A 15,709-nucleotide genomic window follows, 5' to 3' on the forward strand; every position below is an offset into this window, starting at 1 on the left:
CATGCAACTCTGTTCACTCCTGCCACCAAATGCTATGGTGTCCCGGTTAGGAGCTGGCTTAATGGTGCACTGCAGAGGCGTTCATTGTTGGAGCTGCAGTCGAAGCTATCACCATGTGCCCTCAGCAGAGCGGCACCCTGCCGGAATTGAATAATGAATCGAACCACGCCTGAAGAGGACCCCGGAGTGTCGATCGCGCGAGCTGGCGTCGTACTGACCGTTGTGCTCGCGCTGATGCTCTCTGTGGCCGGAGCCGCCCACTCTGAGAATGCCGTAGTGCCTACCAGCCCGGTGCAGGCCCCGGCCGGGGCAACGGCCCCCAAGGCCGCGCCGACACCAAGCGGGATCCCAGCCGTCCCTGCTAGTACAGCGCCGTCGGCTGCCCCTAGCCCCTCGCCCTCTCCGGCCATAGATCCTCAGGCGCAGGTCTCCACGCAGGCGATGCCCGGTGGCAATCCCCTTTCTGGCGACCTGATGAAACGCGCCATGCTCCAGGCAATTCCCGCCGGCGGAGCCGAAATGGGCCAGCGCTCGCCGCGAGTGCTGGCCAACAAAGTTTCAGTGGCCAGGGCCGCCCCGGCGAAGTCCCAGGCAGTTGCTGGCGCGCTCCCGATGGCACCGGACACCGGACACTGGACACCCTCGTTTGGAGTGGCCGGGCAAGACGTGTCCGCATATCAGGGCAACGTCGACTGGACGTCCCAGTGGAACCAAGGCTCACGGTTCGCCTATGTGAAGGCGTCCGAAGGCAACTACTACCAAAACGAGAACTTCTCCCAGCAATACAACGGCTCGCGCAATGCCGGCATGACCCGCGGGGCATATCACTTCGCCATTCCCAACTGGTCCTCGGGCGCCGACCAAGCGAGGTACTTCGTTGCGAACGGCGGATCTTGGGGCCCGGACGGCTATACGCTACCGCCTGTCCTGGATATCGAGTACAACCCCTACGAAGGCCAGACAATCGGCGGTTTCTATTTCGGCAATGTCTGCTACGGCATGTCGGCGTCGCAAATGGTTAGCTGGATTTCGGACTTCGGAAACACCGTCAAGGCTTTGGTCGGAAGATATCCAGTCATCTATTCGACCACTGACTGGTGGCGCACGTGCACCGGAAATTCGGCAAGTTTCAGCGCCTATCCGCTGTGGATCGCTTCCTATCCCTTGGCTGCAAGCGACTCGCCCGGGACGCTGCCCGCCAGTTGGGGCCAGTTCAGCCTGTGGCAGTACAGCAGCACCGGTCCATTCCAAGGTGATTCCAACATTTGGAATGGTGACTATGCGTCCCTCCAGAGGTTCGCCACGTACGGGGATTCCGATCCAAGTTATTCCTTCGGCGCGGCCTACTCCAGTTACGGTGGCAAGCTTGGCAACCAGACGAGCGGCATCGCTTGTGGTTTGAGCAACGGCGGCTGCTACCAGATGTTCCAGGGCGGAGCCATGAACTGGTCCCCCGGAACAGGCGCCCACACGTCCCTCTACGGTCCCATCCGCAACGCTTGGGCTTCAACCGGCTTCGAAAACGGGCCGCTCGGATACCCCACCAGCGAACAGATCTGCGGCCAAAAAGACGGCGGCTGCTACCAAATGTTCCAAGGCGGAGCCATCAACTGGTCCCCCGGAACAGGCGCCCACACCTCCCTCTACGGCCCCATCCGCGGCACCTGGGGATCCACCGGCTTCGAAAACGGACCACTCGGATACCCCACCAGCGAACAGATCTGCGGCCAAAAAGACGGCGGCTGCTACCAAATGTTCCAAGGCGGAGCCATCAACTGGTCCCCCGGAACAGGCGCCCACACCTCCCTCTACGGCCCCATCCGCGGCACCTGGGGATCCACCGGCTTCGAAAACGGACCACTCGGATACCCCACCAGCGAACAGATCTGCGGCCAGAAAGACGGCGGCTGCTACCAAATGTTCCAAGGCGGAGCCATCAACTGGTCCCCCGGAACAGGCCCCCACACCTCCTTCTTCGGCCCCATCCGCAACACCTGGGGATCAACCGGCTTCGAAAACGGGCGATTGGGATACCCCACCAGCGAACAGATCTGCGGCCAAAAAGACGGTGGCTGCTTCCAAATGTTCCAAGGCGGAGCCATCAACTGGTCCCCGGCGACTGGCGGCCAACTGAGTACATGGGGTGCCATCAGGAATTTGTGGGGCTCCCTAGGATACGAGAATGGACGGCTCGGTTATCCGACGTCGTCCGAAATCTGCGGTCAAAAAGACGGTGGCTGCTTCCAAATGTTCCAAGGCGGAGCCATCAACTGGTCTCCTGCCACCGGGGCACACACGAGCCTGTATGGAGGAATCCGTTCTATGTGGGGCTCCCTGGGCTTCGAACGAGGAGCCCTCGGGTATCCGACGTCCGAGGAGACATGTGCCACCAGCGCCTCGTGCTTCCAGGATTTCCAAGGGGGTCGGATTTCCTGGCGCTCAGATACCGGCGCGAGCGTTGCCTATCGCTGAGCGACGGTAGTCTGAGGGGTACCGGGCTTCGTTTCACGGGGCCAGGTTGTTGCGCAGATTACCCTGGAGAATGAATGCCCCCCTCACCCCTTAGCCCGCAAGTCAGCATCGTGGTGCCTCTTTACAATGGCGCAGACCGAATCGAGCGCGCCCTTGACAGTGTGCGGGCACAGACCCATGCCGCCTGGGAGCTGTTCGTCGTTGACGATTGCTCAAGCGACGCGGGCCCGGAGATCGTCCGAGACTACATCTCCCGCACGGCGGACCACCGGATCACTCTGGTCGTCCAGGCGGAAAACCGTGGACCCAGCGCCGTCCGGAATGACGGCGTCCGGATGGCCAGCGGACAATTCATCATGTTTCTTGATTGCGATGACGAACTGCTTCCGGGTGCGCTGACCCACCTCCTCGGACTAGCTGCCGGGGGGCCAGTCGACATTGTGGGAGGGGCCCACATTGCTCGCACAGACAGCGGCCGGCTCTCTCCCCGTCCTGACTCCCAAACCGGGTCGATGACGGGGGTGGAAGCTGTCCAAGGACTCTTGCAGGAACGGATCTGGAACTACACGCACGGTAAGATCTACAGCCGCCAGTTGCTTCAATCGGTCAGCTTCAGGGAAGACATCCGCCGCTACGAGGACATCATTTTCAATGCCTGCGCCTTCTCCTATAGCAAGCAGGTGGTCCTCAGCCCCGAACCGGTGCACGTCTATTCCATCAATGGACAGTCAACAACGTGGACTCAGCGGCTGACGGCCGATTTTGTACATGACACCGAGGCACACATTCGTGAGGGCCTGAATCCCGATGTTGCCCCGCAAGTCAGTGGAAAATCTTGGCGGACCATGAGGGCAACCTTGGCAGTCGTTGTCTTGTCGAATGCGATCGCCGGTGATGCAGAACCCGCCGTTCTGCGCGAGCTGCGAAGAGTCCTGCGCCGCAACGTCAAAATGACGGACCTGCCCGATGTAGTCCGAACGGCCCCCCTGATCGGTATTTCAGCCCTGGTGGCCCGCGTGGCGCCTCGGATTTACGCATGGCTATATCGGCGCTACGTCGCCCGTACCTATGAGCTGGGAGCCTAGGATGGCTGCACCCGTCTCCGTGGCCAGCAGCAGCTTGACTCCCCCGGGCCACCATCGGTTCCTCTATTTGTTGGCGGCCGTCGCACAGGCTGCCGGCCCTTTGCTTACCCAACCCTTCGTTCAACGAATTCTGAGTCCGGAGCAGTGGGGTCGGGTGTCGTTCGCGATATCTCTGATATCCGTAGGCCTCATCGTGATTCTTGCGGGATTACCGCTTATTATCACCCGGACCTATTTTGAGGCCGGGATCGGGCCCAAGCACGCGCGCTCTCTCGCGGGATTCGGCATCCTGCAGAGCGCTGGACTCGGTGTACTAGCCGTTGCATGTGCAGGCGCAGTCGCCCTTGTGTCGGGGCAGTTCACGGATCAACTGTCGGTCCTGCTCGCACTGCTATCCGTGGGACTGTTGGGGTGCATCCAGATGTGCCTCGCCGTTCTCCGGGCAGAACATCGCGCCTCGCTTTTCGTCGGAATTACCATCGGGGCGCAGACCCTCGGCCACCTCGCAGGGCTTGGTGCCGTCACATTTCTTTCTCCGACGGCGGCCAGCTATCTCGGGGCATTTTCCATCATTGTGCTGATCACGGCCCTATGGAGCGCGGTGGCGGTCCGACCAGGTGCTCCTTTCGAGTTCCCCCGTGTGATCAAAAGCGCGCTCAAGACCTCGATGCCGGTCCTGCCGCACAGTATCGCCCTGGTGCTCATGCTGCAGGGCGAATCGTTCCTTCTTACGACCATGCATGGACCGGCCCTCTACGGAAAATACGGCGCCGTCCTTCCGATGGCACTCGGGCCGCTTGCCGTTGTTCTCGCTCTATCAAATGTGTGGGACACGCAGGTTCTTTCACAACATGGCAAGGACCCGCATGGAATCGTCAAAAGAACGCAGCGGGAAGGTGCCGTGGTGGGTGTGGCTTTGGCCCTCGCCGGCAGCTCCGCGGCTGTCTTTGCGACGAACATCCTGGTCAAGTCACCAACCGTTGAACAGTTTCAGTTGGCCAGGCTTCTACCATCGATTGCCATGGGTTACGTGGTTTTCCTCATGTCCACAACCCAAATGGTGGCGGTCGGCAAGACGAGGCTACTGGCCGTGATCACGCCTCTCACCGCTGGAGTCGCACTTCTGGCCATGTCTTGGCCTGCGTCCTCCGAGTCCTTGTTCTTTGTCGGTCTGGTCAAAGTTTCCTGCTTCGCCGCCCTTGGTGCTATCTATCTGCTGGTAGCCCGCCGATATGGGAAAGGGCTGGTCCATGCTCGCCCCCTGCTCATAGGGCTTGCGGTGACTGCGGGCATTACGGCGATCATGCTTTCACTGCCCACTGACTTCGTGACGGGCCTTGTGACATTTGGCCTAGCGGCGCTTCTTATGGCCGGGGCGGCGGCTTTCCTGTTCCTCAAGCGTCGTCAATCTGCCCTTAGCGCGGAGGAGAAGCGACAGTCCGACGTTACCTAGGACGCCGATTCGCTTAAACAGTTGCGCCCGGCCGGATTAACCGGCCGGGCGCAACTGGGTTTCCGCGAACAGGCCCGTAGCGCTGTTCTGGCTACTACGGACGCACGGAATGAGCCAAGAGCTTCTTCAGCCCGGGCCACATCCGCTTCTGAACAACCTTGGGAGTCAATACGAGGGCGTTCAAGCGGGACGTGACGTGCAGACGGGCCGCACGGGCAGCTTTTGTCCACCCAAGCGCCGCGAAGTCACGGGCACACTCATCAAAAAATGCGCGTTCCTCGACGAAACGGCGACCATCCAGCGCACGCACGGACGAGTCCGATTCGCGATGGCGACGGTACTGGAAACAAACGGTGTCAGTGACGAGCATCTTGCCGCCGTCCATGATGATATCCATCGCAAGCGCGATGTCCTGGACTACGTTGTACTGCTCGCGGAAGTCGTGCTTGAGGATTGCCTTCGCCCGCCAAGCCACAGAAGGGAAATAGAGCCAGTCACCTGTGATCAAGCTTTCGGCAATCGGTTCACCCGACAAAATGGCCAGCTCAGAGCCACCGACCACCATGCGGCGCAGGCGATCCTTGACCTTGTCACCGAGTGGAAGGTAGACGGTCCCGTTTTCGTCGATGACCTCGACGCCGGGCTGGACAATTGACACTTCCGGATTATCAAACGCCTTGCGGATGGTACCGATGTAGTTAGGAAGCATGATGTCGTCGGCGCCCATGACCACGACGACGTCGTGCTCTACGAGCGAGAGGCACTTCTTGTAGTTGCCGTTCGCTCCGAGATTCGTGTCATTGCGGTAGTACCGCACCCGGTCGTCGCTATCGATAAGTCCCTGGAAGTACGCGGGAAGAGTTTCGTCGGGATATCCGTCATCCACGATGGTGAGGCGGAAATCCCGGTCCTCTTGCGCCAGAATGGACGAAACGGCGGCTTTCATCATGGCCACATCGCCGTAGTACGGGAACATTACGTCAATGGTCAAGGTCTACCTCTTCGGGGTTTTGAGGCCTTTGGCCTGATAGTCGTTCACATTTTCAGTTTGTTCAAAGGGCACGTTCTCTTGCCGCGAAGACTCAAGCCGCTCTACTGCGTTGCGCAGTATCGCCAGTTCTTCCGCCAACGTGCGTGTTTCATCCTCGAGGATGGTCAATTCGCGCGAGACGTGCAGGCCCACACCCACCAGCAACACGATGGACAAGGCAAAAAGCAGGTTGGCAGGAACACGTACGCCGGCTAGTCCGGCGGCCCAATCAAGCAGGCTCGGAAAGAACCCGAGGACGATCGTAAGTCCACCGACGACGAGCCAGAGGATGGCATACTTCTCGCGAAGCTTTCCCGCCCGCAGCATGATGAGCACGGCAAGGACCATGCCAATCGAGATGACAATCGAAAACGCCACGCTCATGTGGCCGTTCCTCTCTGCGCCGATCCCTCAGCGGCTTCCTGGAGGACTTCCGGTGCAGGGAATTCCTGACTCAGTTTGGTCCGAGGCCTGGCCAGCGCGAAGCACAGCACAAGGCCCGACCTAGCTAGGTAGATGGTTGCCTTCCAAGGACTGTGGCTCGGCGTTCCGGCTTGGCGGACCTTCATTTCCACTGGAACCTGAGTCACCTTGCAGCCGGACTTTATTGCTACGACCAGTGAGTCGATCGTGTCGCCGAGATACTCTGCCGGAAAATGTTCCATGTATTGGTGAAGGGCACGCAGATTGGCGGCACGGAATCCGCTGGTGACATCAGTCAGCGTGGTTTTAGCCACTCCGGAGATTACTTTGGCCAAGGCGTTCATCGCCCATCGACGCGGCCCCTTGGCACTGTAGTTCCCGCGTCCAGCGAACCGGGCACCGATCGAAATATCGGCATGCTCAAGGCCCGCCAGCACTCTGTCGATATCGTGCGGGTCGTGCTGTCCGTCGGCGTCAACCTGAATGGCGCGCGTGTATCCGTGACGCAGCGCATAGTTGAAGCCGGCCCGCATCGCGCCGCCAACCCCCAGATTAAAGGGCAGAATGACGACGGCGGCCCCGGCCTCTGCCGCGATACGTGCAGTTTCGTCCTTGGATCCATCGTCGACTACGAGGATGTCGTGATGGGGTACCGCCTCACGCACCTGCCGAATAGTCGCACCAATTGCTTCAGCTTCATTCCAGGAAGGCATGATAATCAGCGCGTCTGAGTGCGTTGTAGTTGCCATGATGGTCAAGTATACCTATCCCACATGGTCGGCACCTTCATCCTCCCGGCTTCTGACAGGCGCACAATCCCCGCGCGCCATGTTCGCGGCAGCCAGCGGTCGCCAAAGGGGGGAAGGTTTCGGGCTACAGGAGTACCTCCTCACCGAACCGGCTCGCCGCTTCCCGGATCCATGGATCTCGCCCGCGAGGACTTGCGTGCAGGCCGCTGCTGGACGCGCGTCCATTCCCCACCCTGCATAATTGTTAGGTTGGCTATACCCGATAAGGAGCTTTGATCGATGACTTGGTGGCAGACCATTCCGATTTTCGCCATGGCAGCATTGATCTACGTTCTTCCCGGGTTGTTGGTGCTCGGGGCTGCAGGAGTCCGGCGCCTGAACCTGGTGGCGCTTGCCGCGCCGGTATCCACGACGATCGCGTCGTGCACCGCCGTCGTCGCACCTTTCCTGCACCTTCCCTACACGCCGGCCGTCTACTTCACCGTTAGCGTGGTTCTCGCCCTCCTGGTTCTCGCCGCCCGGTATTGGTGGACCCGGCGGGGCAAAACCTGGGGGAATCTAGCCAACAACGGGCCCCTGAACGCCCACGACCTTGGTCGCTGGACCGCAATCCTCGCGGTGCCACTGGGCGTTGCGTTCGGGGCGGTTGTGATTGCAGGTCGGTTCATCACCGGCTTTGGAAGTCCCGAAAACTTCTCCCAGACCTTTGACAACGTCTATCACCTCAACGCCGTCCACCACATCGTTCAGACGCAAAACGGCTCGTCCCTTACCCTCGGCAACCTCACGGAAGCCTCACGGTACTTTTACCCCGCCGGCATGCATGACATGATGGCGCTCCTCCAGATGCTGACCGGCGCTTCTGTCCCCGCCAGTGTCAACGTCGGGACGATCGTCATCGGGGCCTTGGTTTGGCCGCTCGGCTGCATGTTCCTTGTGTCGCGGATCGTGGGCTACCGGCCCGTGCCGTTGATCGCCACGGGAGTCCTGGCCGCAGGATTCAGCGCCTTCCCCTACCTGCTGGTTGGATTCGGCGTGCTATATCCCAACAACGCAGCGATCGCACTGCTACCGGCGGTATTCGGGTTGGTGATCGAGTTGTTTGGTCTCTCGAGGATGCCGGCAACTTCAATCTGGCCTCCGCTGCTGGCTTTGTGCGCTACGTTTCCAGGCATGGTTCTGACCCATCCGAGTGCAATGGTCGCCCTTATTGGATTCACCGCTCCAGTAGTGCTGGGACGTCTTGTGAAACTCTTCCTTGAATGGCGGGAAGGCGCCGGATCCAGACGCGCGGTGATCGTCTGGGCTCTTCTGAGCGTCGCATACTTTGGAGCAGCCGTCGTGACGTGGATGATTCTGCGGCCGGGCCTTGGTGCAGCGCCCTGGACCCCCTTCCAGTCCAACTCCCGGGCACTTGGCGAAATCCTGAGTAGCGCGCCCATGGGCACCACGGCGGCCTGGATACTCGCCATATTGACCGTCATAGGCTTGTATGTCATCGCACGCAACCTCCGCCGGACGTGGTGGGTCCTGGGTGTCTATCTGGTGGCTGCTGTCCTCTACATGGTGGTCTCCAGCTGGCCACCCGGCACCTTCAGGACACTGCTCACGGGCGTGTGGTACAACGACAGCTTCCGCTTGGCCGCATTGCTCCCGGTGGCGAGCTTTCCGATTATTGTCTTTGGTGCGGAATGGCTGCTGTGGCGCTTCAGGGCCCTCCTGGAACTTGTCTCGAAACGCCGGATCCGCAAGGAACCATCCGTTGACGGGGAAATGGCCGACGCCGGTCGCAGCCGGGTCCAACTTGGTCGCCGCTATGTTGCAGTGATTTGGGTTGCCCTCGGAGTGCTGGGAGTTGCCTCCCAAGGCGGAACGTTGGCGCCTGTCCAGCAACGGCTTGGCGACGCGTTCCGGGTGTCGGCCACCTCTGATCTCGTGGATAGCGACAAATTGGCGTTGTTGAAGCAAGTCGATGCCCTAGTCCCCAAGGATGGAGTCGTCGTCGGCAACCCCCTCACCGGCGCTTCATTGGTTTACGCTTTGGCCGATCGACAGCCGCTCGCACCACACATTTTCGGCGAACGGACCGAGAAAGAGCAGCTGTTGCTGGATCATTGGGACGAGGCCGCCTTCAATAAGGACGTCTGTCCCGTCATCAAAGAACTCAACGCTTACTGGGCACTCGATTTCGGCACCAAGACGGTAATTCCTACCGAGGATCCGTTCCCCGGTCTTGCTGACCTGACGAGCGGATCGGCACCGGATATCCAGGTGCTCGCGACCTCCGGAAAGGTACGCCTGGTGCGTACAACAGCCTGCGACAAGTGACCGGGCCATCGGCTTCGTAGCAGGCTGGATGACCGCTCATTGACCCAACCCCTAGGATTTTGGTACCGAACCCGCAATCCGCCGCGCCCAACACATGAAACTGGCCTGCGCCCGGTTGTCCGGGCACAGGCCAGTTTCGACTCCTGTTGACCGCCGCGTTGGCCGAACAATGTCGAGTATCAGGAACCAGCAGCCCCGCTACCGTGCTTCGCTTGGTAGGCCGCCCTGGCCAGTTCGGGCATGACGGTCCAGAGAACCCACTTGACGCCCAGGGGCGAAGCTTCCAGGAGAGCCAATGCGTCGTCGGAATTCTGAACGACGGCCAGTGAATTCCGTTTGGCTGCCGGCAGGACGTCGAGCACCCCGTTCTTGGCGATGTCCGCCCGTTCGGACATGTTCACGGCGACTACGTCTATATCGGCTTGCAATTCGCCCCCGCGCCGGGATTCCCACAACAGCGGGCTCACACCGTAACGCACGATCTGCCGCTTTCCTTGGGCTTTGACTTTGTCCAGTGACGGTGAAGGAACAACTCCAAAGTCCTCAAGAATCCGAACTGGATTCGAGTTCTCGTCATAGACTTCAAAGTCCGCGCCGGGCACGGAGCTGGCACCAAGGTAAAGGAAGCTGCTGCCCGCAAGGTCCGAGTAGCTGGACTTGGCCTTCGCAATTTCCTTTTCAATATTCGCTACCAGTTCCTTGGCAGCCTGGGAGCGGCCGATGGCCTTGCCCACGGTGAGTGTCGTAGTCCGCCAGTCAGTTCCAAAGGGAGTCCCGGGGTAAGCGATAACCGGGGCGATTTTACTCAGAGTGTCATACTCGTCCCGTGTGATGCCCGAGTTGACGGCCAGGATAAGGTCAGGTTTCAGCGACTTGAGGGAGTCATAGGGCGGCCCATCCACTTCCCGATATTGAGTCGGCATGACCGCGTTCATTGAAGTAATCGCCTTGCCGAACCACAGACTGGTCCCGAAGCCACGCGCTTCATAGGCCGGAACGCCGACCGGCACGACTCCTAGTTCGACGCAGGCATCCTGGCTCGCGAAACCAAGCGTCGCAATTCTGGTCGGTACCTTGGTCACAGTAGTCTCGCCGAACAAATGCGGAATCGTGACGGGGAAATTGCCAGTGTCAGCCGATCCCTGCGACGCCGCTCCACCGAAACAACCTGAGAGCAGGAGCGGCGACACGGCGACGGCCGCCAGGAACCCACGACGACCCAGATGGTCGCCTGAGCCTCCATTTGGTTGCTTCATGTGGTCCCTTCCCGTTCGGCCTTGAGGCCCGTGCTTCAGCCCCAAGGGCAATTTGTCAATAGTCTCGTGCGAGCGGGGTCTCCGCTTCAATGACTCAAGCGGCCTTGGACCGCTGCCTGAGTTCAGCGACCACCTCATGGACTTCACCGTCCATGACGACGTGGCCGTGTTCCAAAAGGACGCCCCGTTCGCAAATGGTCGCCACAAGGTCAAGGTCGTGGCTGACCACAAAGAGGGTCTTTCCCTTGCCGGCCAACTCTTTGATCTTGGCGATGCACTTCCGCTGGAATGGTTCGTCTCCAACAGCGAGGATTTCGTCGATGAGGAACACTTCAGGATCTGTATGCACGGCAATAGAGAAAGCGAGCCGAAGATACATGCCCGACGAATAGAACTTCACCTCGGTGTCGATGAACTCGCCAATTTCGGAGAACTCCACGATCGAGGCGAACTTTTCGTCGATCTCTCGCTCGGTCATTCCAAGAATTGCGCCATTGAGATACACATTGTCGCGCCCGCTGAGATCGTGATGGAAGCCAGCCCCGACCTCAATCAGGCCGGCTACGCGCCCGCGGGTGAGGACAGTCCCGCCATCTGGTTGGAGGACTCCGGAGATCAGCTTGAGCAGCGTTGATTTTCCGGACCCATTGAGCCCGAGAAGAGCAACTGTCTCCCCATGACGAACGTCAAGGGAGACGTCCTTCAAGGCATCAAATTTTCTCGATAGGTCACCCTTGCGTCCACGAATGAACCAGACGAGGGCTTCCTTCAGGGAACGCGTGTGACGGAGCACGAATTGCTTACGGATACCTACACACGTAATTGCCAACTCGTCAATTTGAAACAATCTAGAGCTCCTGTGCGAAATGGATGGAGAGCTTGCGGAATACAGACTGGCCCAGGAACAGGATGGCAACGGAAATTGCAATTGCAACCGGCAGCCAGAATCCGAGGAGATCCGGCGGCAAAGGCGCAAGCCCAATCTGGTCCGCCGTCAAAGTCGGATACCAAAAGGCCCAGTGGAAGATCTCGACGCCGACAGTCAGTGGATTCATCTGGTAGATCCAGTACCAGGGCCCCATGACCCGTTGCACCATCGTCCAGATGTAGAGAACCGGCGAGGCCCACGTCACAACCATCAGGATCATGTCGACAATGTTCTCGGAATCACGGAAGTACACATTCGCCGCTCCGAAGAGGAGACCGAGTCCAGTTGCAAGAATTGCAACCATAATGAACGCAACAATCACCATCAGCAGCTGGATCAGGGATGGCTGCCAGCCTGCGAGCAAGCAGGCACCGACAAGGACTGCCAATTGAGGAAGGAAATGCGCTGCCGACACCAGGACCGTCGCTACGGGAAACAATTCCCTCGGCAGATATATCTTCCGAATCAAGTCCCTATTGTCAAGAATGGAACGGGTCGCATTTCCCAAAGACTCCGTGAAAAAGTTCACGAAGACAATTCCTGCAAACAGATAGATCGAATAGTTCGGTGTACCATGCTGGAGATTGAGGAAAATCCCCAACGCTACAAAGTAGATAAGAAACTGCATCAGTGGTTTGACATAAGACCAAAGCAGTCCCAATACCGAACCCCGGTATCGTACTTTGATCTCTTTTCGGACCAGCAGCTTCAATAGAAACCGGTTGGAATACACGTCAAATAGTCCACGGCCATGGCCTGGTTTTATGAGTTGAGTCGACACGCTATTGGGATTCCTACCCGCTGACATCGAAAGTGGCCTTCCAGGACTCCAAGGAAGTGATCTCCGGCAAGGCCGCCTTGTACTCGGCGGAGAGTTGATCCCATCGACGGTACAGTTCGCTCTGGAGCTTGGCCGCTTCCAGCATCTGGCTCCTCAACCGCTTGGGGTCCCGGCGGTACCAGGACACTCCGGTGCCTTCGGCATTGGAGACGAGGACGCTGTCGAATGAGGACAGCCTCCACCAACGATTTTCCCTGTGCGCCAAATGGGCCTGGGGCCGCTCCAGCGATGAAGGATCCGGCTTCTTGAATATCTGGCGAAGGACCGTCTTCGCTGCCCATTTCACGAGGTCCTTTTTGGGCGGCATCCCCGCGGCGCCTCCTCGGCCTCCCCCATTGAGGCCCACAGCCGGAAACTCGTCCACGTCGGATTTGATTTGCGCCTCTGTGTGGCGGGAACGCAGCTCATTAACTTCGGCCAACTTGCTTGCCAATTCAGCGTGGAGGCTCCCCGGTCCGCGCAGGACGTCCCGCATCGCCATGATGCGTGCTTCCTGAGCGAAGTACTGCATGGAGATCAGATGTTTGACGTTGTTCTGGAACGACTCCCGCAATACCCGCCCCCCTTTGGGGAAAGGGCTGTGAAGAAGGGCCGCGATCAATCGGTTGCGTTCATGGAAGTAGGCCTGCCATCCCAGAGAGTCATCCTTATCGATCCACGACACATGCCACAGGGCGGCGCCAGGCAGGGAGACGGTCGCGTACCCGGCCTGCTTCGCCCTCAAGCTATATTCGGCGTCATCCCATTTGATGAAGACAGGCAGGGAAAGGCCTATCTCCCGGATGATGTCAGTCGGTATCAGGCACATCCACCAGCCATTGAAATCAACATCGACACGACGGTGCATCCAAGGGGTTTGCCGCAAATTACGGTGTCTGAAGTCGTGGCGATACTCAAGGGCGTCATCCGGGCTTACCCAGCTCAGCCTGTAGGGGTCGACCACTTCACCGAAGGTGTGCAACGTCGTCCGACTGTAAAGATCGAACATGTGACCGCCAACGATTGTCGGCTTCTTGCTGAAGCGCGCAAAAGTGATGAGCCTTTCAATGCTGTCAGGTTCCACCACGACGTCGTCATCGAGAAGCACGACGAAGCTGCTGTCGTTCTGGACAGCCTCCGCCATCCCCCGCGAGAAGCCTCCCGCACCGCCAAGGTTGGCTTGCTCCACGATCCGTAGTTTGCGACCCAACACATCCTTGACGTCATTGAATCCTTCGGCTGCCGAGACCTTGTTCGTGCCCTGGTCCACAATCAACACTTCCTTGACGCTCTCGAGCGCCTTGGAGCTTCCGCCAAGAATACGGGCGTTCGCGATGCAGAAGTCCGGCTTGTTCATGGTGGTGATTTGGACTGTTGCGACTTCTCCCGCAGGAATCCGCGGAGACTCCCGCGTTGCCCATTCGGCGCCGAGCAAGGTCAATTCTGACGCGCCGGCAACCAACTCAAACCAGTACCAGCCGCCGTCGCCGAACGTCTCCAGGGACAGCTCGAGCTCGAGCTCGTTATACCCTTCGACGTGGATTGAGTTCAGACGCTGAGGCATCCCGCGCGCGTTCGAGCGGTAGACCAGCACCGTTCCTGAGCCCTCGGTGCGGACGTGCAGCCGAACCGAGCGGACAGCTGTCCATCGACGCCAGTAGCTGGCAGGAAATGCATTGAAATACGTACCGAATGAAACGTGCTGTCCGGCGCGTACCTTCGCGGAAGTGCGCGAGAGGAAGTCCTCATGATGAGCCTCCAGCGGGCTCGAACCAACTAGATGCAGCTTGTTTTCCGGAAGCTTGGGCTGTCGGTAGAGTCCGTCGTCCTCGACGAGTTGGGTGCCAACCGAACTTCCGGCGTCGACATAGAGTTCAACGGCGTCCAGCTCACCCGGGGACGGGAAGACGACCCTTTGAAGCTCGGCAGTCGTCGTGGGACTCACGCGTCCACTCCTCCGCTTTCAATTTCCGCGCCGTTTTCGAAATGCGGACGGACCTTGTTGTCAAACATGGAGAGAGCCGAACCGATGGCCATGTGCATATCGAGATACTTGTAGGTGCCTAGGCGTCCGCCGAACAGCACGTCTTTTTCAGCGGCTGCGAGATCGCGGTATTTCAGCAGCTTTTCGCGGTCATCCGGGGTGTTGATCGGATAGTACGGCTCATCGCCGCTTTCGGCGAACCGGGAAAACTCGCGCATGATGACGGTTTTCTCCGTCTGGTAGCCACGCTCCGGGTGGAAATGGCGCGGTTCGATGATCCTGGTGAACGGGACGTCGTCGTCGTTGTAATTGACAACGGACGTTCCCTGGAAGTCTCCCATGTCCAGGACTTCCTCTTCGAAGTCGATGGTGCGCCAGGACAGATCTCCGGCGACAAAGTCGAAGTAGCGGTCCACGGGTCCTGTGTAGACGACGGGAATCTTGCCGACAACCTTGTTTTTTGAATACTCGTGCGACTCGTCAAAGAAGTCCGTGTTCAGGCGTACCTCGATGTTCGGGTGCTCGGCCATCTTCTCAATCCACGCCGTATACCCGTTGGTCGGCAGGCCTTCGTACTTGTCGTTGAAGTATCGGTTGTCGTAGTTGTACCTGACAGGAAGGCGAGAAATGATTTCCGCTGGGAGGTCCTTGGGGTCGGTCTGCCACTGCTTGCCGGTGTAGTGCTTGATGAATGCCTCGTACAGGGGGCGACCGATCAGCTGGATGCCCTTGTCATTGAGATTCTGCGGATCGGTTCCCGCGAGTTCACCAGCTTGCTCCTTGATCAGGTCCTGCGCCTGGCTAGGAGTCAAGTTGGCCCGGAAGAACTGGTTGATCGTCGCCAGGTTGATGGGGAGGGAATACACCTCACCCTTGTGCACGCCGTACACCTTGTGCACGTAGTTCGTGAAGGTCGTGAACCGGTTGACGTACTCCCACACCCGCTCGTTCGAGGTGTGGAAAAGGTGTGCACCATAACGGTGCACCTCGATTCCGGTCTTCTCTTCCGTTTCGCTGTAGGCGTTGCCGCCGATGTGATGCCGGCGGTCAATGACAACAACCTTCAAGCCCAGCTCAGTGGCGGCCTGTTCTGCGATTGTCAGGCCAAAAAAGCCCGACCCGACGATGACGAGGTCAGCGGTCACAAATACTCCTGGTTCGAATGCGGGCAGCCCAATGAT

General features: G+C 59.2%; 12 protein-coding genes. 4 read left to right on the top strand and 8 right to left on the bottom strand.

Features of this window, described 5'->3' with window-relative positions:
- The first annotated feature begins 153 nt into the window (after positions 1 to 153).
- The 3 genes from AC4CS3_RS01530 (at position 154) to AC4CS3_RS01540 (ending at position 5,010) form a co-directional block, all read left to right on the top strand.
- Positions 154 to 2,472 (top strand): GH25 family lysozyme, encoded by a 2,319-nt coding sequence (locus AC4CS3_RS01530; RefSeq protein ID WP_490781913.1) that lies wholly within the window; start codon positions 154 to 156, stop codon positions 2,470 to 2,472.
- A 74-nt stretch (positions 2,473 to 2,546) separates the two neighbouring features.
- Entirely contained in the window at positions 2,547 to 3,557 is a 1,011-nt protein-coding gene (locus AC4CS3_RS01535) for a glycosyltransferase family 2 protein (RefSeq protein WP_490781914.1), read from the top strand.
- A 1-nt stretch (position 3,558) separates the two neighbouring features.
- Complete coding sequence (locus AC4CS3_RS01540; RefSeq protein WP_490781915.1) at positions 3,559 to 5,010, top strand: lipopolysaccharide biosynthesis protein; 1,452 nt, start codon at positions 3,559 to 3,561, stop codon at positions 5,008 to 5,010.
- A gap of 94 nt (positions 5,011 to 5,104) precedes the next feature.
- Here the strand turns inward: AC4CS3_RS01540 and AC4CS3_RS01545 are convergent, their stop codons facing one another.
- Genes AC4CS3_RS01545 through AC4CS3_RS01555 form a run of 3 tightly spaced genes read right to left on the bottom strand, consistent with a single transcriptional unit; the run spans position 5,105 to position 7,212 of the window.
- Positions 5,105 to 6,001 (bottom strand): glycosyltransferase family 2 protein, encoded by an 897-nt coding sequence (locus AC4CS3_RS01545; RefSeq protein WP_441411666.1) that lies wholly within the window; start codon positions 5,999 to 6,001, stop codon positions 5,105 to 5,107.
- 3 nt (positions 6,002 to 6,004) lie between these two features.
- Positions 6,005 to 6,424 (bottom strand): DUF2304 domain-containing protein, encoded by a 420-nt coding sequence (locus AC4CS3_RS01550; RefSeq protein WP_345453005.1) that lies wholly within the window; start codon positions 6,422 to 6,424, stop codon positions 6,005 to 6,007.
- Positions 6,421 to 7,212, bottom strand: a complete 792-nt coding sequence (locus tag AC4CS3_RS01555; protein ID WP_345453097.1) for a glycosyltransferase family 2 protein — start codon at positions 7,210 to 7,212, stop codon at positions 6,421 to 6,423. Before AC4CS3_RS01555 ends, AC4CS3_RS01550 begins: the two co-directional genes overlap by 4 nt.
- A 279-nt stretch (positions 7,213 to 7,491) precedes the next feature.
- Between AC4CS3_RS01555 and AC4CS3_RS01560 the strand changes: the two genes are divergently transcribed.
- On the top strand, positions 7,492 to 9,540 hold the full coding sequence (locus AC4CS3_RS01560) for a DUF6541 family protein (protein WP_490781916.1): 2,049 nt from the start codon (positions 7,492 to 7,494) through the stop codon (positions 9,538 to 9,540).
- A gap of 179 nt (positions 9,541 to 9,719) precedes the next feature.
- On the opposite strand, the gene AC4CS3_RS01565 is transcribed toward AC4CS3_RS01560, so the two are convergent.
- From AC4CS3_RS01565 to glf, 5 genes are all read right to left on the bottom strand, one after another.
- Positions 9,720 to 10,796, bottom strand: coding sequence for an ABC transporter substrate-binding protein (locus tag AC4CS3_RS01565; protein WP_345452999.1), 1,077 nt, complete (start codon positions 10,794 to 10,796; stop codon positions 9,720 to 9,722).
- A 94-nt stretch (positions 10,797 to 10,890) separates the two neighbouring features.
- A complete protein-coding gene (locus AC4CS3_RS01570) occupies positions 10,891 to 11,643 on the bottom strand; it encodes an ABC transporter ATP-binding protein (RefSeq protein WP_490781917.1) in 753 nt (250 codons plus the stop codon).
- A 1-nt stretch (position 11,644) separates the two neighbouring features.
- Positions 11,645 to 12,532 carry an ABC transporter permease gene (locus AC4CS3_RS01575; RefSeq protein WP_490781918.1) on the bottom strand — a complete coding sequence of 296 codons (888 nt, stop codon included), beginning with the start codon at positions 12,530 to 12,532 and terminating at the stop codon, positions 11,645 to 11,647.
- Positions 12,519 to 14,489 carry a glycosyltransferase gene (locus AC4CS3_RS01580; protein WP_490781919.1) on the bottom strand — a complete coding sequence of 657 codons (1,971 nt, stop codon included), beginning with the start codon at positions 14,487 to 14,489 and terminating at the stop codon, positions 12,519 to 12,521. The genes AC4CS3_RS01575 and AC4CS3_RS01580 overlap by 14 nt, the downstream gene beginning before the upstream one ends.
- Positions 14,486 to 15,673 carry a UDP-galactopyranose mutase gene (gene glf / locus AC4CS3_RS01585; RefSeq protein ID WP_345452988.1) on the bottom strand — a complete coding sequence of 396 codons (1,188 nt, stop codon included), beginning with the start codon at positions 15,671 to 15,673 and terminating at the stop codon, positions 14,486 to 14,488. The genes AC4CS3_RS01580 and glf overlap by 4 nt, the downstream gene beginning before the upstream one ends.
- Positions 15,674 to 15,709: the final 36 nt, after the last annotated feature.

It is taken from the genome of Arthrobacter sp. SE2 (assembly GCF_058244265.1).

Coding starts and splice junctions, on each gene's coding strand:
- AC4CS3_RS01560 (WP_490781916.1), top strand. CDS start 7,492: ATGACTTGGTGGCAGACCATTCCGATTTTCGCCATGGCAGCATTGATC.
- AC4CS3_RS01565 (WP_345452999.1), bottom strand. CDS start 10,796: ATGAAGCAACCAAATGGAGGCTCAGGCGACCATCTGGGTCGTCGTGGG.
- AC4CS3_RS01540 (WP_490781915.1), top strand. CDS start 3,559: ATGGCTGCACCCGTCTCCGTGGCCAGCAGCAGCTTGACTCCCCCGGGC.
- AC4CS3_RS01555 (WP_345453097.1), bottom strand. CDS start 7,212: ATGGCAACTACAACGCACTCAGACGCGCTGATTATCATGCCTTCCTGG.
- AC4CS3_RS01535 (WP_490781914.1), top strand. CDS start 2,547: ATGCCCCCCTCACCCCTTAGCCCGCAAGTCAGCATCGTGGTGCCTCTT.
- AC4CS3_RS01550 (WP_345453005.1), bottom strand. CDS start 6,424: ATGAGCGTGGCGTTTTCGATTGTCATCTCGATTGGCATGGTCCTTGCC.
- AC4CS3_RS01530 (WP_490781913.1), top strand. CDS start 154: ATGAATCGAACCACGCCTGAAGAGGACCCCGGAGTGTCGATCGCGCGA.
- AC4CS3_RS01575 (WP_490781918.1), bottom strand. CDS start 12,532: ATGTCAGCGGGTAGGAATCCCAATAGCGTGTCGACTCAACTCATAAAA.